A 19554-nucleotide genomic window follows, 5' to 3' on the forward strand; every position below is an offset into this window, starting at 1 on the left:
CCGGCTGTGGCAGGGTCCGGGCATGACCGATGCGCCCTCCCCCCAGGACCGGCCGGATGACCGCGGCACGCTGATCGTCGGCTCCCTCCTGACGGCCTTCGAACCCCTGATGGAGGCCGACCCGCACGGCTTCCGCACGAAGTTCCGCAAGATGGCCCGCGACCCGTTCGCGTTCTACCGCGGCTCGGCGTGCCTGTTCTACGCCGACGTCGGCAAGGGCGGCCGGTACGCCGACTTCGACGAGCGCTGGGTCGACGAGGAGTCGGCGCGCGTGTGGATCCAGGGTGACCTGCACGCCGAGAACTTCGGCACCTACCTCGACGCCGACGGCCGGCTCGTCTTCGACGTCAACGACTTCGACGAGGCCTACCTCGGCCACTGGACGTGGGACCTCGCCCGGTTCTGCGCCAGCCTGAACCTCCTGTGCTGGCAGAAGGCGCTCCCCGACGAGGTCGTCGACGACCTCGTCGCCGCGTACGTGCGCGCCTACGCCGACCAGGTCGAGCACTACCGGCAGGTCGCGGACGACACCGAGTGGGCGCTGACCCTCGACACCGCCGAGGGGGCCGCCCTCGACGCGCTGCACCGCGCCAAGCTCTCGACCCGCGTCGAGCTGCTGGAGTCGATGACCGTCGTCGAGGACTTCCGGCGCCGCTTCGCCGACGGGCCCGGCGTGCGCCGGCTCGAGGAGGACGAGGAGCAGGCCGTCAGGGCGGCGTTCGCCGAGTACCGGCACACCCTCCCGACGCTGCGCCAGGACGCCGTGACCTTCGACGTGCTCGACGTCGTGGGCCGCTCGGGCTTCGGCATCGGCAGCGCCGGCCTGCCCGCCTACAGCGTCCTCATCGAGGGCTTCACGCAAGCGCTCGACAACGACGTCGTGCTCTCGATGAAGCAGGGCAACATCGCCGCCCCGAGCCGGGTCGTACGCGACGAGCAGGGCGAGGGGTACTTCGACCACCACGGCCACCGGACGGCGATCTCGCAGCGGGCGCTGCAGGCCCACGCCGACCGCTTCCTCGGCTGGACCTCGCTGCCCGGCGCGGACGGCCCGGTCGGCTACGTCGTCAGCGAGGTCTCTCCGTACGAGGCGGACCTGTCGTGGGACGACGTCACCGAGCCCGACGACCTCGGCGTCCTCGTGCCCCAGCTCGGCCGGGCCACGGCCAAGATCCACTGCGTCGCGGACAGCGAGTCCGACCAGGACCTCGTGACGGTCAGCGTCGAGGAGGCGGTCGGGCGCGCGGTGGGTGGCGACGTCGACGGGCTCGTGGAGACGATGGTCGGCTTCGCGCGCGAGTACTCGGAGCGGGCCCGCGAGGACCACCGGCTCTTCGTCGACGCGTTCCGGGGCGGCGCCTTCGAGCACGTCGCCCCGGCCTGAGCCGGGTCGCTCAGCGCAGGTCGGCCGCCGGGGTGTCGAGGACCTCGCCGAGCTCGTCGTCGAACTGGGTGCGGTAGAGCTCGGCGTACAGGCCGTCGGCGGCGACGAGCTCGGCGTGCGTGCCGCGCTCGACGATGCGGCCGTCGTCGACCACGAGGATCTGGTCGGCGTGCCGGACCGTGGAGAGCCGGTGGGCGATGACGAGGGCCGACCGGTCGCGCAGGGCCTCGTCGAGGGCGCGCTGGAGCGCCTGCTCGGACTCGCTGTCGAGGTGGGCCGTCGCCTCGTCGAGGACGATGAGGCCCGGCCCCTTGAGCAGCAGCCGGGCGATGGCCAGCCGCTGCTTCTCGCCACCGGAGAGCCGGTGGCCGCGGTCGCCGACCACCGTGTCGAGGCCGGCGGGCAGGGAGTCGACGAGGGGCCAGACCTGCGCAGCCCGCAGGGCGGCGACCATCTGCTCCTCGGTGGCTCCCGGGGCCGCGTAGTCGAGGTTGGCGCGGATGGTGTCGTGGAAGAGGTGGGCGTCCTGGGTGACGACCCCGACGGCGTCGTGCAGCGACTCGGTGGCGGCCTGTCGCAGGTCGACCCCGTTGATCCGGATGGCCCCGGTGGTGGGGTCGTAGAGCCGGGCGACGAGCGAGGTGATGGTGGTCTTGCCGGCGCCGCTGGGGCCGACCAGGGCGACCAGCGAGCCGGGCTCGACGGTGAACGAGACGTCGCGCAGGACCGGGCCGCTGCCCCGCCGGTCGCCGGTGGCGGTGCTCTCGAGGGAGGCCAGCGACACCTCGTCGGCCGAGGGGTAGGCGAACCCGACGCCGTCGACCTCGACCCGCACCGGACCGTCCGGCACGGGGACGGCGTCCTCGGCCTCGGCGACGAGGGGCTCGAGGTCGAGGACCTCGAAGACCCGCTCGAAGGAGACCAGCGCGGTCATGATGTCGACGCGCACGTTGGAGATGGCGGTGAGCGGCCCGTAGAGGCGGGCCAGAAGTGCGGTGAGGGCGATGAGCGTGCCGACCGTGAGCCCGCCCCCGACCGCCATGACGCCGCCGACGCCGTAGACCATCGCCGTCGCGAGCGAGGCGACGAGGGTGAGGGCGACGAAGAACACCGACCGGTTGACGGCGATGCGGACCCCGATGTCGCGCACCCGCGCGGCCCGCGTGGCGTACTCGGTGTCCTCGACGGCCGGACGGCCGAACAGCTTGACGAGGAGGGCACCGGCGACGTTGAAGCGCTCGGTCATCCGGGTGCCCATGTCCGCGTTCTGCACCATCTGCTCGTGCGCGAGGCTCGCGAGCCGGCGCCCCATGAAGCGCGCGGGCAGCAGGAAGAACGGCACGAGGAGCAGCGCGGCCAGGGTGAGCTGCCAGGACAGCAGGGCCATCGCCCCGACGATGAGCACGAGGGTGATGGCGTTGCTGACGACGCTGGAGAGCACCGAGGTGAAGGCCTGCTGAGCCCCGATGACGTCGTTGCCGAGCCGGGTGACCAGGGCGCCGGTCTGGGCGCGGGTGAAGAAGGCGACGGGCTGGCGCAGCACGTGCGAGAAGACCTCGGTGCGCAGGTCGTAGATGAGCCCCTCACCGATCCGGGCGGAGAACCAGCGCTCGACGAGGGTGAGCACCCCGCCCACGACGGCGATGGCCGCGACGAGCAGCGAGAGGCGCACGACGACGCCGGAGTCCTTGGGGTAGATGCCGTCGTCGATGATCGCCTTGAGCAGCAGCGGGGTCGTGACGACGAGCGCCGACTCGACGACCACGAGGCCGAGGAACCAGGCGATGGCCCTCTTGTAGGGGCGCGCGTAGCCGAGGACTCGCCGCGTGGTGCCGGGGGTCAGCCGCCGCTCCTTGACGCTGGAGTCGCGGCTCAGGCTGTGCAGCGCCTGCCACCCTTGCATGCTCATCGGTCCGGCTCCTCCTCGTCGTCGCTCGTCAGTCAACCACCCGGCGCCGACAGGTGTTCCACGTCCGGTGGGAAGGGCCTTGTGCGGCGGGTCGCCCGCCCGCAGGATGACGGCACCACCCACCGACGTGCTGGAGGAACCGTGCCCGAGCCGCTGCGCCACAAGGTCCTGCTCGACGAGGACGAGATGCCGACGCGCTGGTACAACATCCTCCACGACCTCCCGACCCCTCCCCCGCCGCCGCTGCACCCCGGCACCGGTCAGCCCGTCGGCCCGGACGACCTCTCGGCCATCTTCCCGATGGACCTCATCGCCCAGGAGGTCACGACCGAGCAGTACGTCGACATCCCCGCCGAGGTCCAGGACGTCTACCGGCTCTGGCGGCCCTCCCCGCTGTTCCGCGCCCACCGCCTCGAGAAGGCGCTCGGCACGCCGGCGCGCATCTACTACAAGTACGAGGGCGTCTCACCGGCTGGGTCGCACAAGCCGAACACGGCTGTGCCGCAGGCGTACTACAACAAGAAGGCCGGCATCCGGAAGCTGACCACCGAGACCGGCGCCGGCCAGTGGGGCACCTCGTTGGCCTTCGCGTGCGCCCAGTTCGACCTCGAGTGCGAGATCTGGCAGGTGCGGGCCTCCTACGACGCCAAGCCCTACCGCAAGATCATGATGGAGACCTTCGGCGGCACGGTGCACCCGAGCCCCTCCGACCTCACCGAGGCGGGCCGCACGATGCTGGCCGCCGACCCCGGCTCCCCCGGCTCGCTCGGCCTGGCCATCAGCGAGGCCGTCGAGGTCGCCGCGCAGGACCCCACCGCCAACTACGCGCTCGGCTCGGTGCTGAACCACGTGCTGCTGCACCAGACGGTGATCGGCGAGGAGGCGCTGCTCCAGCTCGCGAAGATCGGCGAGAGCGTCGACCTCATCGTCGGGTGCACCGGCGGCGGCTCGAACTTCGGCGGGCTGACCTTCCCGTTCATCCGCGAGAAGCTCGCCGCCGGTGGATCGGGCCCGGTCATCCGCGCCGTGGAGCCGGCATCCTGCCCGAGCCTCACCCAGGGCACCTACGCCTACGACTTCGGCGACGTCGCCGGGCTGACGCCGCTGCTCAAGATGCACACCCTCGGCCACGACTTCATCCCCGACCCCATCCACGCCGGCGGACTCCGGTACCACGGCATGAGCCCGCTCATCAGCCACCTCTACGAGGAGGGGCTGATCGAGGCGACCGCCAAGACGCAGAAGGACTGCTTCGCGGCCGGGGTCCTCTTCGCGCGCACGGAGGGGATCGTGCCGGCGCCCGAGCCCACGCACGCCCTCGCGGCCGCCGTCGAGGAGGCCATCCGCTGCGTCGACACCGGCGAGGAGAAGGTCATCCTCACGGCGCTCTGCGGCCACGGCCACCTCGACCTGCCCGCCTACGACGCCTACCTGCGCGGCGACCTCGTCGACCACACGTGGGAGGACACCGAGCTGCAGGAGTCGGTGGCCCGGGCGCTGACCCGGCTGCCGGCCATCCCCGGCTGACCGGCGTGACGAGCTGGCAGACCCGGGCGGTCCGGCTCTACCTGCGGGCCACCCGCAAGAAGCGCTACCGCACGGTGGAGGCCGGGCGGCGCAGCCTCGTGCACGCCCTCCCGGCCGCGCCCGTCCCGGAGGAGCTCGCCGGGCGGGTGCGCAGCGACCCGGTCGGCGGCGGCGAGGTCGTGACCGTGCGTCCCGCGGACGGGGCGGACCTCGCCCCCGACGGCGGGGTGCTCGTCCACCTCCACGGCGGCGCCTTCGTGAACGGGATCATGCCGCAGCACTGGTCGTTCGTCGGCGGCCTCGCGGACCGCACCGGGCGCGTCGTCCACGTCGCCCGCTACCCGCTCGCCCCGGCCCACAGCGTCGACGACGCGCACGCCTTCCTCGCCGCTCTCGTCGACCACCTCGGCGGGACGCCGGTGCACGTGCTCGGTGACTCGGCCGGTGGGAACCTGGCCCTCCTCCTCGCCCAGCGGCACCCGGACGCGCACGTCGTCGGGCTCACGCTGGTGGCGCCCTGGGTCGACCTGGCGATGGACAACCCCGCGATGGACGCCGTCGAGCGCCGGGACCCGTGGCTCACCCGCGTCGGGATGCGGCCGATCGCGGCGCACTGGCTTGCGGGCCGCGACGCCAAGGACCCGGACGCCAGCCCGCTCCACGGTGACCTGTCCGGGCTACCGCCCACGCTCGTCCTCGTCGGCGACCGGGACATCTGCCGGCCCGACTGCGACCGCCTCGCGACCCTGGCGCGCGACGCGGGGTCGGACGTCGAGCTGCACGTCGAGGCCGGCTCGCCCCACGTGTACCCGCTCCTCCCGACCCCCGAGGGGGCCCGGGCGCGCGAGCAGGTCGTCCGGCACGTGCGCCGGTCCTTCGAGGCCCCCGTCAGCGGGTGAGGCGGACCTCGTCGGTGAACGTCGACCCGGCCGCCGGCTCGAACCGCGCGACGAGGTGGCGGTCGGTGACGTCGACGGCGAGGAACCCGAACGCCGCGTCGCGGTCCCGCGCGCTCACGGCCGCGAAGTAGCGCGCCTCGGGGTCCGCGGGGTTGCGGTCGCGCAGCTCGTGGCCGCCGGTGCCGACGGTCACGACCGTCGTCCCGCCCGAGGCCACCACGCATCCGGCGTCGTAGCGGCCGGGCACGACGACGGGGCAGGCCGACCCGAGCCCCAGGCGATGGGTGCGCTGGTACATGTGCTCGTGCCCCGTGACGACGAGGTCGACCCGCTCCCGGACGAGCAGGTTCAGCAGGTCGGCGCCGGGCTCGCATGCGTACACGCCGACCGACAGGCACGGCATGTGCATGCCGGCGACCACCCACGGGATGCCGGCCCTGCGTGCCCCTCGCAGGGCGGCCTCGGTCCAGCGGTAGTGCTCGGTCCCGGAGGCGTACGACCACGGGCCGTGCCCGAAGTCGAGCGCCGGCGAGATCATCACGACGCGGACGAGCGGGTCCTCGGCCGGGAGGTCGACGTACCACTCGCGCCCGTAACGCCCGACGAGGCCGGGAAGGCGGTTCGGCAGGCAGGCCTCGAAGGCGGCGATGGAGCCGTCGGGCCCGTCGTCCTCGTGGTTGCCGGAGACGATCTCGATCGGGTGCGTGGACCCGAGGGCGCGGGTCACCGAGCGGCACCACCTGGCCTCGCTGCCGGGCGCGGCGTAGGAGAGGTCGCCCACGACGAGCGTGGCGTCGTCCCCCCGGGCACCGACGGCGGCGAGCACCCTGGCCGACTCGGTCGTGGCGCCGACGTCACCGAGGACCGACAGCCGGAGGGGGTTCGGAGGACGGGTCGGGGTGGCGGGGGTGCGGGTCGGCAGCGTCCCCGGTGTGGGGGTGGCGTGGGTCGCACTCGGTGTGGTGGAGAGCGCCGCGGGTTCCGGGTCGACGGGAGAGGCTGATGCGCAGCCGGCGGCGCCGAGCACGGCGGTCAGCGCCATGGCGACGACCCGACCCCTCATGCCAGGAGTATGCGCCGCGCCGGAACCCTGGGTCCGCCCACGGGTTCACGCCGCGGTTCGGTGGTCGAGGGGGCCGCCGCGGACGCAGGGCTTCCGAGTGACGTCCGTGTGCTCCAGCCCCCGGACCACCCGCTCGCCGGCCGGCTCCCCCATGCGGAGCACCCGTCCGTGTCCTCCCCCGTCCGACTGCTCCGGGGGCGGGTTCCCGCAGGGTGCGTGGCCCAGCATCCGGAGCACATGGACGTCATGGGCACGCCACCGGTCGACACCTGACCCCGCCCGGGAGCCCCACGGGCCCACCCGGAAGATCGCGGTCAGGCGAGGGTGACGAGCTCGCGGTAGTCCGCGCTGAACAGGTCCTCGACGCCATCCGGGAGCAGGAGGATGCGCTCGGGCTCGAGGGCGTCGACCGCGCCCTCGTCGTGCGTCACGAGGACGACGGCGCCCTCGTACGTGCTGAGGGCCCCGAGGATCTCGTCGCGGCTGGCGGGGTCGAGGTTGTTCGTGGGCTCGTCGAGCAGGAGAACGTTGGCCGAGGAGACCACGAGCAGCGCCAGCGAGAGCCGCGTCTTCTCACCGCCGGAGAGGACCCCGGCCGGCTTGAGGACGTCGTCGCCGCTGAAGAGGAAGGAGCCGAGCACCTTGCGGACCTCGGTCTCCCCCAGGTCCGGCGCCGCGGACTTCATGTTCTCGAGGACCGTGCGCGAGACGTCGAGGTTCTCGTGCTCCTGCGCGTAGTAGCCGAGCTTGAGACCGTGCCCGGGCTCGACCTGGCCCGTGTCGGGGGTGTCGACCCCGGCGAGGAGCCGCAGCAGGGTGGTCTTGCCGGCGCCGTTGAGCCCGAGCACGACCACGCGCGAGCCGCGGTCGATGGCGAGGTCGACATCGGTGAAGACCTCTGCCGAGCCGTAGGAGCGCGAGAGGCCGGAGGCGCGCAGCGGCGTCTTCCCGCACGGTGAGGGCTTCGGGAAGCGCAGCTTCGCGACCTTGTCGTGCGCGCGCTCGGCCTCCAGCCCGCCGAGGAGCCGTTCGGCGCGGCGCTGCATGTTCTGCGCCGCAACGGTCTTCGTCGCCTTGGCGCGCATCTTGTCGGCCTGGGCCATCAGCACCGAGGCCTTCTTCTCGGCGTTGGCGCGCTCGCGCTTGCGGCGGCGCTCGTCGGTCTCGCGCTGCTGGAGGTAGGGCTTCCAGCCGAGGTTGTACTGGTCGAGCTCGGCGCGGTTGGCATCGAGGTGGAAGACCTTGTTGACGACGACGTCGAGCAGCTCGACGTCGTGGCTGATGACGACGAGGCCGCCGCGGTAGCCCTTGAGGTGGTCGCGCAGCCAGCCGATCGAGTCGGCGTCGAGGTGGTTGGTGGGCTCGTCGAGGAGCAGGGTCTCGGCACCGGAGAAGAGGATGCGGGTCAGCTCGACGCGGCGGCGCTGGCCGCCCGAGAGCGTCCCGATCTCCTGCTCGAGCAGGCGCTCCTCGAGGCCGAGCGCGGCGGCGATCTGCGCGGCCTCGGACTCGGCGGCGTACCCGCCGGCCGCGGTGAACTCGGCGTCGAGGCGGGCGTAGCGGCGCATCGCCTTCTCCTGCTTGTCCCCGGTCTCGACGGCCATCGCGTGCTCGGCGGCCCGCAGGTCGCGGACGATGGTGTCGAGCCCACGCGCCGAGAGCACGCGGTCGCGGGCGGAGACGTGGAGGTCGCCGGTGCGGGGGTCCTGCGGCAGGTAGCCGACCTCGCCCGAGCGGGTGATGGTGCCGGCCGCCGGCTGGGTGACGCCGGCCAGGGTCTTGGTGAGCGTCGTCTTGCCGGCGCCGTTGCGGCCGACGAGGCCGATCCGGTCACCGGGGGCCACGCGGAAGGTGGCACCATCGAGGAGCAGGCGGGAGCCCGCGCGCAGCTCGACGGCGGCAGCGGTGATCACGAGGGGTCCTTCGGTCGGGGGCGACGCGCGCGATGGGGTGCGACGGCAGTGTCCGGCGGCGCGTGGTCACCCCTAGTCTAAGGCGGGCCGGAGACCGCTCCGGCACCGCGCGAGTCCGGAGGCTGCCCATGAGCTTCAACGACAACGTCACGCTCGACACCTCGCAGGTCCGCTCCGGCGGGAGCGGGGGGTCCGGTGGACCGGGCCCGATCGTCGCCGGAGGTGGCGTGCTCGGCCTGATCATCACGTTGGTCGTCATGTTCCTGGGGGGCGACCCCGGGTCACTGCCCGGCGGCGGCGGTCAGCTCGACCCGGGGCAGGTGCAGGCGGGGGGCGGGCAGGACGACGCGGCCTTCGAGCGGTGCAAGACTGGCGCCGACGCCGACGCGGACACCGAGTGCCGGGTCATCGGCACGGTGAACTCGGTGCAGGCGTTCTGGGGTGACGAGCTCACCCGCTTCAAGCGCGAGTGGCAGCCGACCCAGACCGTGCTCTACCAGGGTGCGACGCAGTCGGCGTGCGGCACGGCGAGCAACCAGGTCGGGCCGTTCTACTGCCCGCTCGACAAGCTGGTCTACATCGACGCGAGCTTCTTCGATGTCCTCACCAGCCAGTTCGGCGCCGACGACGGGGCCCTGGCGCAGGAGTACGTCGTCGCCCACGAGTACGGGCACGCCCTGCAGGACCAGCTGGGCCTGCTCGGGCGGGCACAGCAGGACCCGCAGGGTCCCGAGTCCGGTGGGGTGAAGACCGAGCTGATGGCCGACTGCCTCGCCGGGGTCTGGGCCAAGCACGCCAGCTCGGTGCCCGACGAGGACACCGGCACACCGTTCCTCGAGCCGCTCACCGACGCCGACATCAGCTCGGCCCTCTCGGCCGCCGCCGCGGTCGGGGACGACCGCATCCAGGAGGCGGCCAGCGGCCGGGTCACCCCCGAGACGTGGACGCACGGGTCGGCCGCGGCCCGGCAGCGCTGGTTCCTCCAGGGCTACCGGACCGGCGACCTCAACCGGTGCGACACGTTCACCGGGGCGCCCGTCGACCAGTGAGCGGTCGGGCCGGTCTCGGCCGGCTCAGCCCACGGCACGACACACGAGCGCCGCGACGTCCTTCTCGCCGGCCTTGGTCAGTGTCGTGACCGCCCACGCGACCGGCCACATCGAGCCGTCGTCGAGCTGCGCGACGTCCTGGAACTCCAGGCTCGTGTAGCGCTGCCCGAACTTGCCAGAGTTCTTCACCGCCAGCAGCACCTTGCCGTCCTTGGCGTAGGCAGGCATCCCGTACCAGGTGCGCGGCGCGAGATCCGGTGCGGCCGTGGTGATCACCTCGTGCAGGCGGGTGCACAAAGCCCGGTCGCCCACGTCCATCCTCGCGATGGCGTCCAGGACGGCCTGGACGTCGTCCTCGGCCTTGGCGCCCTTCGCGGCCGCGCGGCGCTCCGCGGCGGTGGCCTTGACCGCCGCCTTCTCGGCGTCGCTGAACGTGCTGGTCCCGGACTTCTTCGCGGCGCTCATGGCGCTCCCTCCCTCTGTCGTGGATCGTGCCGTGGACCATCGTGCTCCCCGGAGACCGTGCGTGCTTCTCCGTTCCTGACCGACCGGCCGGGGCGTAGCCTGCGAGTCCGAGCATCGGAGGACGGATGACCCATGCGGACGCCCTGCGCGCCATCGGCGACGAGCAGTTCGTCGAGCTGACCACGTTCCGCCGCAACGGGACCCCCGTCGCCACACCCGTGTGGGTTGCCCGTGGCGCGGGCGACTCGCTCGTCGTGACGACACCGACCGGCAGCGGCAAGGTCAAACGACTACGGCACACCCCACGGGTCGAGCTGCGTCCCTGCTCGCGCCGCGGGACCGTCCCCGACGGGGCCCCGGTCGTCATGGCGCGCGGCGAGGTGGACCGATCCGATACGGCGGTCGCTGCGGCGCATCGGGTGCTCGCGGAGAAGTACCGGTTCCAGTTCCGCGTCGTCATGGCCATCGAGCGGGTGCTGCGCCGTGGTCGCATCGACCGCGTCATCGTCCGCCTCTCCCCCGAGACACCCTGAGGAGCACCGCATGCACGTCGTCGGCGTGACCCCGAACCTGGCCGTCCCGTCCATCGAGGAGGCCGGGGCCTTCTGGTCCGGGGTGATGGGCCTCACGACCGAGGAGATGAACCTCGGCTGGGTCGCGCGGTACACCTCGCCGGACACGGGAGCGCACGTGCAGCTGGTCACCGGGGACGCCACGGCGCCGGAGGACTCGGCGCTCACGGTGAAGGTCGACGACGTCGACGCGGCCTACGCGGAGGTGCTCGCCGCCGGGGTCGAGGTGGTCCACCCGCTCGTCACCGAGGAGTGGGCGTGCGGCGTTTCTTCGTCCGGGCGCCCGGTGGGATCGTCGTCAACATCGCGCAGCACCGCGAGTGAGCGCCTGCGGACGGTCGGCAGCGGCCTAGTCTGCGGGGATGGCCACGGCAGCGCGCAGCACCTACCTCCTCGTCGACGGCGAGAACATCGACGCGACACTGGGGACCTCGATCCTCGGGCGCCGCCCCCGCCCCGAGGAGCGGCCGCGCTGGGAGCGGCTGCTGCAGTTCGCCGAGGACCGGTGGGAGCAGCCGGCGGTCGGGCTGTTCTTCCTCGCGGCGAACACCGAGCTGCCGATGACCTTCGTCCAGGCGCTGCTCGCCATCGGCTACCGCCCGGTGCCGCTGTCCGGCGGGCCCGGCGAGAAGGTCGTCGACATTGCCATCCAGCGCACGCTGGCCGAGCTGCGCCGGCGTGAGGCCGACGTCCTCCTCGTGAGCAACGACGGGGACTTCGCCGAGCAGGTCGAGGACCTCCTCGACGGGCGGCGGGTCGGGGTGGTCGGGTTCAGCGAGTTCCGCAGCAGCGCCTTCGCGGGGATGCCCGAGCGCGGGCTGGAGTTCCTCGACCTCGAGTACGACGTCGCCGCGTTCAACGAGCGGCTGCCGCGGGTTCGGATCATCCCCATCGCGGAGTTCGACCCGGCCCAGTTCCTCTGAGCCGTCGGGTCGCTGCTCGGCCCGAATCGCGCTGCGAGGCAGCCCATTCGGCGCCGATGACCCTTCCCTTTCGAACGCCTGTCCGGTAGGATCGGAGGTACGAGGGGAGGGGGAGCCGATGGCCACAACAGCCGCACCGCAGGACCTGCTCGATGCCGTGCGCGTCGCGCGCGAGGCGCTGGGTTCGCTCCCCTCCCCCGGTGTCGCCTGCGGCTCACAGGACGAGTGGTGCGATGTGCTGCGGGCGCTGCAGGGGTTGGTGAACGAGGCCACCGCCGCGCAGGACGAGGCGGTCGTGGCGCTGGCGGCGATCGAGGACGAGTGGGCCGAGGACGGCACCGTCGTCGAGGTGCACCGGGCGGCAGGTCACGTGTCGCTCGACGCCCCTGCGATCGTCTCGGGAGTGCTGAACGTGTCCGCCGTGCACGCCGAGCGGCGAGTGCGGGATGCGGTCCGCCGGGCCGCCGACGGGCCCAACGGGTCCGCGTCGTGCACCGGGCTGGGCGGGCTTCACGCCGCGATGCGTCAGGGTCGGTTGGACGGGTACCGGGCGCAGGTCGTGGCGTACGAGCTCGAAGAGGTCCCCGCCCGCCGAGACCGTGGTCGCCTCGCTGCAGGAGTGGTTCGACGTCGAGGACAGCAGCCACCTGCGGCGGCGGACCCGGCGGCTGCTCGCGAGGATCTCTCCGGACCTGCTGCGCCAGCGGGCGGTCCGCGCCCGCGAGGCCAGCGGGTTGCGGCGGTGGGTCGACGAGCCCGGTGTCGACACGTGGCTCGGCACCTTCCCCTCCGAGGAGGCGTGCACCGCGTGGGCCGCGATCGACGCCCTGGCCCAGCAGTACCTCGCCGACGGGGTGTGCCCGCGGATCGACCGGGCGCGGGCCAAGGCGCTGACCGACCTGGTGACGAGCAACGCGACCATCGACGTCCAGGTCGTGCTCACCACCCCGGCCGGGACCCCGGACAGCCCGCCGACACCGTCGACCGGGGCGCCCACCGACCTGGTCGAGGTTCGAGGGCCCGCTGCTGGTGACCCGCTGCTCGTGGAGCGTGGCTGGCTCGAGCGGGCCGTGGCCGCCACCGCCGTCACCGGGCACGACCGGCTCGGCCGACCGTGGATCCTGGCCTGCGACACCGACACCGGCGCCCCCCTTGACCCCGACGGCGACCTCACCACCAGCGCCTACCGACCTAGCGCCAAGCTCGCCGCGTTCGTCCGCGCCCGGGACCGGCACTGCCGCTTCCCCGGCTGCACCGTCGCCGCCCGCTACTGCGACCTCGACCACGTCCGCCCCTTCCCGGCCGGACCCACCAGCGCCGCCAACCTCGCCTGCCTCTGCCGGCGCCACCACCGCATCAAGCAACGCCCCGGCTGGCGAGCCGTCCTCCACCCCGACGCCACGATGACCTGGACCGACCCCACCGGACGCACCCGCACCAGCCACCCACCCGACCAGCTCCACCCGATCGCCCTCCCCGACACCGGGACCGACCCACCCCCGCCCGAACCCGGCAACCCCTCCCTCGTCCTGCCCGACGGCCCCCACTCCGCCCTCGAGCACCACCTCGAACATGCAGACCCCACCACGGCCTGGAGCTGCCGCGTCCACATCACCCGACCCCGCGTGCCGATGACCCTGACCGCTCTCCCCCGCCATGCCCGCCGCCACGCCCGGGTGACCGGCACGCCCCCGTTCTGACCGAAGCCGCTCGGGCTGTCAGGTGGCGTGCGAGGCTGTCGCCATGGGCGTACGCACCAGGCTGACGAGCGCGCTCGACGACCGGTCCTTCGTCCGCCTCGTCCGTTCGCCGAAGCACGCCGACCCCCTCGACGGTTTCGTCGTCGCCGTCGGCGAGGCGTGGGGCGTCATGCACGCGACCACGGAGGGTGGGTACTTCGACGGGTACTCGGCCTTCCGCCTGCGGGACGTGAAGAAGGTCCGGGTGCTGACCGACGTCTTCGCTGCGGAGTTCGCGCGCACCTTGTCCACCTGGCCACCCGAGAGCCCGCCCGGGCTGCGGCTGGACTCGACGGTGGGCGTCATCGAGAGCATGGCGGCGGCCAGCCCCCTCATCGGCATCGAGCAGGAGAACCGCCGGTCGGCCCTCTGGATCGGTCGTCTCGACGAGGCCCGACGCAAGTGGACCTGGCTGCTGGAGGTCCGTCCGGACGCCACCTGGAAACCTGAGCCACTGGGCTACCGGACCAAGCACATCAGCCGGGTGACCATCGAGTCGATGTACCAACGCGCGCTCCACCGGGTGACCGAGCCGCCCCCGCTCTGACCGACCCCCGATCGGTCAGGCGTCGTGGTCCGTCTCGTGGCCGGGTGCCGCGGAGGCGGGGTCCGGGCCACCGACCTCCACGGTGTACGAGGTGATGGTCACGACGAGCCCCTCGGCGTCGAGCTCGTAGACGTCCGCGGACGAGACGAACGACTCGTTGCCCTCGGCGTCGACGTACCGGCCGACGGCATCCACCGCGGCGACCGACCCGTCCCCGGCGGCCACGAAGCGCACGAAGTCGTGGGCCGCGAGGGACTCCATCTGCGCGGCCGACTCCCGGCAGGCCGCGGCCACCGCCTCGCGCCCCTCGATGGCGCCCTGTCCGGGCAGTACCCAACGCACGCCCGGGGCGAGGTGCGGGATCGCCTCCTCGAACCGGTGGCCCGAGAACGCCTCGGCGATCTCCCGTGCGTCCATGGGTCCTCCGTCCCGCTCAGAGCAGCTCGACGCGGTCGGCCTGCGGGCCCCGGTCGCTCTGCCGCACCTGGTAGCGCACCCGGTCACCGGCGTACAGGTCGTCGGTGCCGCGGACGACCGACACGTGCACGAAGAGGTCCGCACCGCCGGCATCCGGGGTGATGAAGCCGAAGCCGCGATCGGGGTCGAAGCGCGCGATGGTGCCCTCGCCGCCGCGGGCCGGAGCGCTCGAGCCCTTCTGGTGACCCGACCGGGCACGCTGCGGAGCCCGCGCCGGGGCGCTGCGCCGGGCCGGTGCGCCCGCCAGGCGTACGTCGCGGGCCTGCGGGCCCTTCTCGCTCATGACGACGTCGTACGTGACGCGGTCGCCCTCCTCCAGCCCGTCGAGCCCGCCGCCGAGGTCCCGGACGTGGGCGAAGACGTCGGCGCCGCCGTCGTCGGGGGTGACGAAGCCGAAGCCCTTGTCCGCGTCGTACCAGGACACGGTGCCGTCGGCGCCGTCGGACACCGACGCCGGGCCGGCAGCCCCGGCCCCCAGCGGGAGGAGATGATCGGCCTGCGGCCCCTTCTCGCCGTCGACGACGAGGAACGCGACCCGCTGGCCCTCCGAGACCACTCCGCCGCCGACGATGGCCGAGCTGTGCACGAAGACCTCGGCGCCGCCGTCGTCCGGCGTGACGAAGCCGTAGCCCTTGGCCGGCTCGTACCAGTCGACCGTCCCGAGGACCCCCAGCGGGGCGTCGGCCGGGCGGTCGGCGGTGACCCGCACCCGGCGGGCCAGCGGGCCGCGGTCGCCCTCCCCGACCTCGAACTCCACGACCTGTCCCTCCCGCAGCGATGTCGTGCGCTGGTCGCCCAGCACGTCGGACGCATGGACGTACAGGTCCTCGGCGCCTTCCCCCAGGGCGATGAACCCGAACCCCCGGTCGGCGTCGAACCAGCGGACGGTTCCCTCGGTCACGGCGGACTCCTTCTCGGTGCGGCGGTCGGTGCTCGTCCCAGTGTCCCCGACGAGCGCCCGTCCTGCGGACGCCGGTGGCCCCCGGGGCGTAGCATCGGCGCACGCGACACGGAGGGGGACGGCATGGGACCCGGCGACACCAGGTGGCGGCGCGTGCTCGCCCTGACACTCACCCTCGTCGTGGGCGCGGCCGGGGTGGGCGTCGGCATCGCCCGCGGCGACGTCCTGACCGCCGTCGCGGGCATCGTCTTCGTCGTCGTGATGCTGGTGATCGCCGGGCCGCTCACCCGATGGCTGCGCCGGGGCGAGGGCCCGTACCGCACCCGCCCGCAGGTCGACGACGAGCGCGAGGACTACGTGCGCCTCCGGCACAACGGAGGCAACGGCTACGGCCGCTGAGTCCCACCCGCCGGGCCGATGAGTTCCGCCCGCGTCTCCGGTCGGTACGGGTATGACCACGACCACGAGAGTCCTCAGCGTGTCCCTGCCGGTGCCCGACCAGGATGCCGCCCTCGCCTTCTACCGTGATGTCCTCGGCTGCGAGCTGGTCGTCGACGCCGAGATCTGGCCCGGCGCCCGGCTCGTCCAGGTGCAGCCACCCGGGTCCGACGTCGCCATCGTCCTGCTCCCGCCGGACAGCGAGATCCCCGTCGCGCTCCGGCTGGCCACCCCCTCGGCGCAGGACGCCCACGACCGGCTGCGCGCGACCGGTGCGACGCTGCACAACGACCAGGTCCTGCACCTGGAGGGCGCGCCGCCGATGTTCGCCTTCGCCGACCCGTGGGGCAACCAGCTCGTGTTCATGGAGGAGTGAGCCGCCGCCCGGCGCTCACTCCTCGATGGTCACCCGGACGGCCCGGGCCCGCTCGACGGCGGTCTCCAGCACCGCGAACCGCGGGTCCGGCAGGTCGTAGAGCTCGACCCGCGGCAGGTCACGCAGCCCCGCCAGCCGCGGGTCCTCGAGCACGGCCTCGGCCAGGGACCGGTCCCCGCCGAGCACGAGACCTTTCGCGCTGCTCCCCCGGAGCAGCCGCACCGCGTGCTCGGTGACCGCTCCGACGAGCTCGTCGGCCTGGTTGGACCGGCGCCGCGCGAAGCGCTGCTGGCTCCATCCCCCGGCCGCCGTGCGCGACTGCACGTACCGTGTCCCCGCCTTGTGCTCGGTGAGCCGGTCACCGACCGCCACGCCCACCGCGTAGCCACCCCGCCGGACGAGCAGCAGCGCCAGCGGGTCGGCCTCCAGACGCGAGACCCCGACGACCCGCTGGGGGCCGTCGGGGTTGTTCTCGTCGAAGCGCGCTCGCCAGCGGTCGTACCGCCCGGGCGCGACCTCGACGACGCGGGTGCTCACCTCAGATGTTGAAGCCCAGGGCGCGCAGCTGCTCGCGGCCGTCGTCGGTGATCTTGTCCGGGCCCCACGGCGGCATCCAGACCCAGTTGACGCGGTAGCCGGCGACGATGCCCTCGAGCGAGGCCGCGGTCTGGTCCTCGATGACGTCGGTCAGCGGGCAGGCCGCCGACGTCAGGGTCATGTCGATGACGGCGTGGTTCTGCGGGTCGACGGTGATGCCGTAGACGAGGCCCAGGTCGACGACGTTGATCCCGAGCTCGGGGTCCACGACGTCGCGCATGGCCTCCTCGACGTCGGCGACGTTCGCCGGGGTGGTGGTCTCGCTCACTGCTTCGCTCCTTCGGCCTGGTACAGGGCATCGGTGAACGCCGACCACGAGAGGAGGGCGCACTTGACGCGTGCGGGGTACTTCGCGACACCGGCGAGGGCCACGCCGTCGCCGATCTGGTCCTCGTCGCCGGGGTCCTCGCCCTTACTCGTGAGCATCCGGCGCATCGCCTCGTAGGTCTCCCGGGCGTGCGCGACGGTGCCGCCGGTGACCTCCTCGGCGAGGATGGACGCCGACGCGACGCTGATCGAGCAGCCCATCGAGTCGTACGAGACGTCCTCGACGACGGCGTCGTCCCCCGCACCGCTGACGTGCACCCGCAGGGTCACCTCGTCGCCGCAGGTGGGGTTGACGTGGTGGCTCTCGGCGTCGAACGGCTCGCGCAGGCCGGCGCGCACGGGACGCTTGGAGTGCTCGAGGATGAGCTCCTGGTACAGGTCCATCAGACGGGCACCTCCGTCCCGAAGATCGCCGGCACGCGGTCGAGGGCCTCGAGGAGGGCGTCGACCTCGGCGGGGGTGGTGTACGCGGCGAACGACGCGCGCGTGCTGGCGGGCGCGCGCAGCTTCCGGTGCAGCGGCCACGCGCAGTGATGCCCGACGCGCACCTCGACCCCCCGGTCGTCGAGCACCTGGCCGACGTCGTGGGCGTGGACGCCGTCGACCACGAAGGCCACCGCTCCCCCGCGCTCGCGCAGGTCGGCGGGCCCCAGGACGCGCACCCACGGCCGCTCGGCCAGGCCACGCAGCAGCCGCTCTGTGAGCATCTGCTCGTGGGCGTGCACGCGGTCGAGCCCGAGCTCGGTGAGGTGGTCGCACGCGGCGGCCAGCCCGACGGCCTGGGCCGCGACCGGCACGCCGGCCTCGAACTTCTGCGGCACCGGCGCGTACGTGGCGCCCTCCATCGTGACGGTCTCGATCATCGAGCCACCGGTGAGGAAGACCGGCATCTCGTCGAGGAGCTCGGGACGCCCCCAGAGGACGCCGATGCCGAGCGGGCCGAACATCTTGTGGCCCGAGTAGGCCAAGAAGTCGACGCCGAGGTCGGCGACGTCGACCGGCAGGTGCGGCACCGACTGGCAGGCGTCGAGGACCGCGAGGGCCCCGACGGCGTGCGCGCGCTCGGCGAGCTCACGGACCGGGTTGACCGTGCCGAGCACGTTCGAGACGTGGGTGAAGGCGAAGACCTTCGTACGCTCGGTGAGCAGCTCGTCGAGGTCGGAGAGGTCGAGCCGCCCGTCCTCGGTGACCGGCACCCAGCGCAGCGTGGCGCCGGTGCGCTTGCACGCCTCCTGCCACGGGATGAGGTTGGCGTGGTGCTCCATCTCGGTGACGAGCACCTCGTCACCCGGACGCAGCGAGAACCGCTCTCCCGCACCGCCGCCGCCACCGTGCGTGCCGTTGGTGAAGGCGTACGCCACGAGGTTCAGCGCCTCGGTGGCGTTGCGGGTGAAGACGACCTCCGCGGCCTGCGCCCCGATGAACCGGGCGATGGTCTCGCGGGCCTTCTCGTAGGCGTCCGTGCCCTCCTCGGAGAGCTGGTGCGCCCCGCGGTGCACCGCGGCGTTCGTGTGCTCGTAGAAGTGCCGCTCGGCGTCGAGGACGCGGACCGGCTTGTGCGAGGTGGCCCCCGAGTCGAGGTAGACGAGCGGGTGGCCCCCGCGCACCGTGCGCGACAGGATCGGGAACTCGGCCCGGATGCGGGCCAGCTCCTCGTCGGTGAAGGGGGCGGCCGTCATCTCAGGCCTCGGTGGTCGCCGGGAGGAAGCGGTCGTAGCCCTCGGCCTCGAGGCGCTCGGCGAGCTCGGGGCCACCCTGCTCGGCGATCCGGCCGTCGACGAAGACGTGGACGAAGTCGGGCTGGATGTAGCGCAGGATCCGCGTGTAGTGCGTGATGAGCAGGACGCCGGCGCCGGTGGACTCCTTGGCGCGGTTGACGCCCTCGGAGACGATGCGGAGGGCGTCGACGTCGAGGCCGGAGTCGGTCTCGTCGAGGACGGCGAACTTCGGCTGGAGGAGCTCCATCTGGAGGATCTCGTGGCGCTTCTTCTCACCACCGGAGAAGCCCTCGTTGACGTTGCGCTCGGCGAACGCGGCGTCCATCCGGAGGTTCTCCATGGCGCCCTTGACGTCCTTGACCCAGGTGCGCAGCTTCGGCGCCTCGCCGGTGACCGCGGTCTTGGCGGTGCGCAGGAAGTTGGACACGGTGACGCCCGGGACCTCGACGGGGTACTGCATCGCGAGGAAGACGCCGGCGCGGGCGCGCTCGTCGACGCTCATCGCGAGGACGTCCTCGCCGTCGAGGGTGACGGTGCCCGAGGTGACGGTGTACTTCGGGTGGCCGGCGATGGAGTACGCGAGGGTCGACTTGCCGGACCCGTTCGGGCCCATGATCGCGTGCGTCTGACCGGACTCGATGGTCAGCGTGACACCGCGGAGGATCTCCTTGGTGCCCTGCTCGGTCTCGACGGTGACGTGCAGGTCGTTGATCTCAAGGGTGGACATACG

The 19554-nt window shown here is 72.9% G+C and carries 22 protein-coding genes and 1 pseudogene; 11 read left to right on the plus strand and 12 right to left on the minus strand.

The features are described from left to right. Positions 1-22: 22 nt before the first annotated feature. Positions 23-1384, plus strand: a complete 1362-nt coding sequence (locus ACQZ2A_RS00790) for a DUF2252 domain-containing protein (RefSeq protein ID WP_430206588.1) — start codon at positions 23-25, stop codon at positions 1382-1384. A gap of 10 nt (positions 1385-1394) precedes the next feature. On the opposite strand, the gene ACQZ2A_RS00795 is transcribed toward ACQZ2A_RS00790, so the two are convergent. After that, a complete protein-coding gene (locus ACQZ2A_RS00795) occupies positions 1395-3293 on the minus strand; it encodes an ABC transporter ATP-binding protein (protein WP_430206589.1) in 1899 nt (632 codons plus the stop codon). Between the two features lie 141 nt (positions 3294-3434). Between ACQZ2A_RS00795 and ACQZ2A_RS00800 the strand changes: the two genes are divergently transcribed. Further along, positions 3435-4820 (plus strand): TrpB-like pyridoxal phosphate-dependent enzyme, encoded by a 1386-nt coding sequence (locus tag ACQZ2A_RS00800; RefSeq protein ID WP_430206590.1) that lies wholly within the window; start codon positions 3435-3437, stop codon positions 4818-4820. Positions 4821-4825: 5 nt separating this feature from the next. Continuing rightward, positions 4826-5719 carry an alpha/beta fold hydrolase gene (locus ACQZ2A_RS00805; protein WP_430206591.1) on the plus strand — a complete coding sequence of 298 codons (894 nt, stop codon included), beginning with the start codon at positions 4826-4828 and terminating at the stop codon, positions 5717-5719. On the opposite strand, the gene ACQZ2A_RS00810 is transcribed toward ACQZ2A_RS00805, so the two are convergent. Continuing rightward, positions 5709-6782: a metallophosphoesterase gene (locus ACQZ2A_RS00810; RefSeq protein WP_430206592.1), complete on the minus strand. Its 1074-nt coding sequence runs from the start codon at positions 6780-6782 to the stop codon at positions 5709-5711. The two genes, ACQZ2A_RS00805 and ACQZ2A_RS00810, sit on opposite strands and share 11 nt — an antisense overlap. Before the next feature lie 314 nt (positions 6783-7096). Then, positions 7097-8695 (minus strand): ABC-F family ATP-binding cassette domain-containing protein, encoded by a 1599-nt coding sequence (locus ACQZ2A_RS00815; RefSeq protein ID WP_430206593.1) that lies wholly within the window; start codon positions 8693-8695, stop codon positions 7097-7099. A 128-nt stretch (positions 8696-8823) separates the two neighbouring features. On the opposite strand from ACQZ2A_RS00815, the gene ypfJ reads away from it, so the two are divergent. Further along, complete coding sequence (gene ypfJ, locus ACQZ2A_RS00820) at positions 8824-9744, plus strand: KPN_02809 family neutral zinc metallopeptidase (RefSeq protein ID WP_430206594.1); 921 nt, start codon at positions 8824-8826, stop codon at positions 9742-9744. A 24-nt stretch (positions 9745-9768) separates the two neighbouring features. Here the strand turns inward: ypfJ and ACQZ2A_RS00825 are convergent, their stop codons facing one another. Further along, entirely contained in the window at positions 9769-10209 is a 441-nt protein-coding gene (locus ACQZ2A_RS00825; protein WP_430206595.1) for a hypothetical protein, read from the minus strand. 125 nt (positions 10210-10334) lie between these two features. On the opposite strand from ACQZ2A_RS00825, the gene ACQZ2A_RS00830 reads away from it, so the two are divergent. The 3 genes and pseudogenes from ACQZ2A_RS00830 (at position 10335) to ACQZ2A_RS00840 (ending at position 11704) form a co-directional block, all read left to right on the plus strand. Next, a complete protein-coding gene (locus ACQZ2A_RS00830) occupies positions 10335-10742 on the plus strand; it encodes a PPOX class F420-dependent oxidoreductase (protein ID WP_430206596.1) in 408 nt (135 codons plus the stop codon). Positions 10743-10827: 85 nt separating this feature from the next. Then, positions 10828-10989, plus strand: a pseudogene (locus ACQZ2A_RS00835) (glyoxalase); the annotation flags it as partial. Between the two features lie 154 nt (positions 10990-11143). Further along, the gene (locus ACQZ2A_RS00840; RefSeq protein WP_430206597.1) at positions 11144-11704 is read left to right on the plus strand and encodes an NYN domain-containing protein; all 561 of its coding nucleotides are present in this window, start codon (positions 11144-11146) and stop codon (positions 11702-11704) included. 214 nt (positions 11705-11918) lie between these two features. Here the strand turns inward: ACQZ2A_RS00840 and ACQZ2A_RS00845 are convergent, their stop codons facing one another. Next, positions 11919-12074, minus strand: a complete 156-nt coding sequence (locus ACQZ2A_RS00845; RefSeq protein WP_430206598.1) for a hypothetical protein — start codon at positions 12072-12074, stop codon at positions 11919-11921. 229 nt (positions 12075-12303) lie between these two features. On the opposite strand from ACQZ2A_RS00845, the gene ACQZ2A_RS00850 reads away from it, so the two are divergent. Both ACQZ2A_RS00850 and ACQZ2A_RS00855 read left to right on the plus strand, forming a co-directional pair. Further along, positions 12304-13404: an HNH endonuclease signature motif containing protein gene (locus ACQZ2A_RS00850; protein WP_430206599.1), complete on the plus strand. Its 1101-nt coding sequence runs from the start codon at positions 12304-12306 to the stop codon at positions 13402-13404. Between the two features lie 43 nt (positions 13405-13447). Further along, a complete protein-coding gene (locus tag ACQZ2A_RS00855; protein WP_430206600.1) occupies positions 13448-13990 on the plus strand; it encodes a hypothetical protein in 543 nt (180 codons plus the stop codon). Positions 13991-14005: 15 nt separating this feature from the next. Here ACQZ2A_RS00855 and ACQZ2A_RS00860 read toward each other — a convergent pair whose 3' ends face one another. Beyond that, complete coding sequence (locus ACQZ2A_RS00860; RefSeq protein WP_430206601.1) at positions 14006-14407, minus strand: nuclear transport factor 2 family protein; 402 nt, start codon at positions 14405-14407, stop codon at positions 14006-14008. A gap of 16 nt (positions 14408-14423) precedes the next feature. Next, positions 14424-15368 (minus strand): cold-shock protein, encoded by a 945-nt coding sequence (locus ACQZ2A_RS00865; RefSeq protein ID WP_430206602.1) that lies wholly within the window; start codon positions 15366-15368, stop codon positions 14424-14426. A 123-nt stretch (positions 15369-15491) separates the two neighbouring features. Between ACQZ2A_RS00865 and ACQZ2A_RS00870 the strand changes: the two genes are divergently transcribed. After that, the gene (locus ACQZ2A_RS00870; protein WP_430206603.1) at positions 15492-15767 is read left to right on the plus strand and encodes a hypothetical protein; all 276 of its coding nucleotides are present in this window, start codon (positions 15492-15494) and stop codon (positions 15765-15767) included. Positions 15768-15846: 79 nt separating this feature from the next. Further along, on the plus strand, positions 15847-16182 hold the full coding sequence (locus tag ACQZ2A_RS00875) for a VOC family protein (protein ID WP_430206604.1): 336 nt from the start codon (positions 15847-15849) through the stop codon (positions 16180-16182). A gap of 15 nt (positions 16183-16197) precedes the next feature. On the opposite strand, the gene ACQZ2A_RS00880 is transcribed toward ACQZ2A_RS00875, so the two are convergent. Genes ACQZ2A_RS00880 through sufC form a run of 5 tightly spaced genes read right to left on the minus strand, consistent with a single transcriptional unit; the run spans position 16198 to position 19551 of the window. Next, entirely contained in the window at positions 16198-16719 is a 522-nt protein-coding gene (locus ACQZ2A_RS00880) for an acVLRF1 family peptidyl-tRNA hydrolase (RefSeq protein ID WP_430206605.1), read from the minus strand. 1 nt (position 16720) lies between these two features. Then, positions 16721-17047, minus strand: coding sequence for a metal-sulfur cluster assembly factor (locus ACQZ2A_RS00885; protein WP_430206606.1), 327 nt, complete (start codon positions 17045-17047; stop codon positions 16721-16723). Then, positions 17044-17490 (minus strand): Fe-S cluster assembly sulfur transfer protein SufU, encoded by a 447-nt coding sequence (gene sufU / locus ACQZ2A_RS00890; RefSeq protein ID WP_430206607.1) that lies wholly within the window; start codon positions 17488-17490, stop codon positions 17044-17046. Before sufU ends, ACQZ2A_RS00885 begins: the two co-directional genes overlap by 4 nt. Further along, positions 17490-18785: a SufS family cysteine desulfurase gene (locus ACQZ2A_RS00895; RefSeq protein WP_430206608.1), complete on the minus strand. Its 1296-nt coding sequence runs from the start codon at positions 18783-18785 to the stop codon at positions 17490-17492. The genes sufU and ACQZ2A_RS00895 overlap by 1 nt, the downstream gene beginning before the upstream one ends. A gap of 1 nt (position 18786) precedes the next feature. Continuing rightward, on the minus strand, positions 18787-19551 hold the full coding sequence (gene sufC / locus ACQZ2A_RS00900; RefSeq protein ID WP_430206609.1) for a Fe-S cluster assembly ATPase SufC: 765 nt from the start codon (positions 19549-19551) through the stop codon (positions 18787-18789). Positions 19552-19554 lie beyond the last annotated feature (3 nt).

This window comes from Phycicoccus avicenniae (genome assembly GCF_050496545.1).
Classification (GTDB): Bacteria; Actinomycetota; Actinomycetes; order Actinomycetales; family Dermatophilaceae; genus Phycicoccus; species Phycicoccus avicenniae_A.

Bases quoted from the DNA above. Each gene is read 5' to 3' on its own strand.
- ACQZ2A_RS00795 (WP_430206589.1), bottom strand. From the start codon at position 3,293: ATGAGCATGCAAGGGTGGCAGGCGCTGCACAGCCTGAGCCGCGACTCC.
- ACQZ2A_RS00860 (WP_430206601.1), bottom strand. From the start codon at position 14,407: ATGGACGCACGGGAGATCGCCGAGGCGTTCTCGGGCCACCGGTTCGAG.
- ACQZ2A_RS00810 (WP_430206592.1), bottom strand. From the start codon at position 6,782: ATGAGGGGTCGGGTCGTCGCCATGGCGCTGACCGCCGTGCTCGGCGCC.
- ACQZ2A_RS00895 (WP_430206608.1), bottom strand. From the start codon at position 18,785: ATGACGGCCGCCCCCTTCACCGACGAGGAGCTGGCCCGCATCCGGGCC.
- ACQZ2A_RS00830 (WP_430206596.1), top strand. From the start codon at position 10,335: ATGACCCATGCGGACGCCCTGCGCGCCATCGGCGACGAGCAGTTCGTC.
- ACQZ2A_RS00825 (WP_430206595.1), bottom strand. From the start codon at position 10,209: ATGAGCGCCGCGAAGAAGTCCGGGACCAGCACGTTCAGCGACGCCGAG.
- sufC (WP_430206609.1), bottom strand. From the start codon at position 19,551: ATGTCCACCCTTGAGATCAACGACCTGCACGTCACCGTCGAGACCGAG.
- sufU (WP_430206607.1), bottom strand. From the start codon at position 17,490: ATGGACCTGTACCAGGAGCTCATCCTCGAGCACTCCAAGCGTCCCGTG.
- ypfJ (WP_430206594.1), top strand. From the start codon at position 8,824: ATGAGCTTCAACGACAACGTCACGCTCGACACCTCGCAGGTCCGCTCC.
- ACQZ2A_RS00855 (WP_430206600.1), top strand. From the start codon at position 13,448: ATGGGCGTACGCACCAGGCTGACGAGCGCGCTCGACGACCGGTCCTTC.
- ACQZ2A_RS00840 (WP_430206597.1), top strand. From the start codon at position 11,144: ATGGCCACGGCAGCGCGCAGCACCTACCTCCTCGTCGACGGCGAGAAC.
- ACQZ2A_RS00870 (WP_430206603.1), top strand. From the start codon at position 15,492: ATGGGACCCGGCGACACCAGGTGGCGGCGCGTGCTCGCCCTGACACTC.
- ACQZ2A_RS00790 (WP_430206588.1), top strand. From the start codon at position 23: ATGACCGATGCGCCCTCCCCCCAGGACCGGCCGGATGACCGCGGCACG.